1 pseudogene is annotated in these 418 nt (G+C 62.4%); it reads left to right on the forward strand.

Annotated elements, in window-relative coordinates:
• Nucleotides 1-79 precede the first annotated feature (79 nt).
• Nucleotides 80-418 (forward strand): annotated as a pseudogene (locus EN742_RS37450) (hypothetical protein); the annotation flags it as partial.

Below are 418 nucleotides of genomic sequence, written 5' to 3' on the forward strand. Positions count from 1 at the left end.
CCGGCAGCTGTGCGCCGACAATCGAGCGCCTTGGACTCGTCCGCGCTGCACTGAAGCACGCCGATCGGGCTTGACCAGCATGAGCGCCGATCTCCTCGCTCGAATTGCCGCACTTGAGGGAGCAATCGCGGAATTTTTGCCGGCTGCATTGGAACGTCGTCGCAATGGCTTCGAGCCGTGCGATGGGCTCATGGCCAAGGTTCGCGCCAAGGCCGAGATCGATCGCGACCACCAGGTTTGCATGTCAGTCGCGGAGGTTGCCGAGATCCGCATGATCGGCGATGTCGATGACGCGATGGCCACTGCCGTCGGCGACCAATTGGAGGCCGCTCGCCTATGTCCTGCCATTGAGGTTTTTATCGACAGCGAGGGCGGCGACTTCGATGCCGCTGTCCGGATCTTTCGCGCGATACGGTGG

It is taken from the genome of Mesorhizobium sp. M4A.F.Ca.ET.020.02.1.1, assembly GCF_004022645.1.
GTDB lineage: Bacteria > Pseudomonadota > Alphaproteobacteria > Rhizobiales > Rhizobiaceae > Mesorhizobium.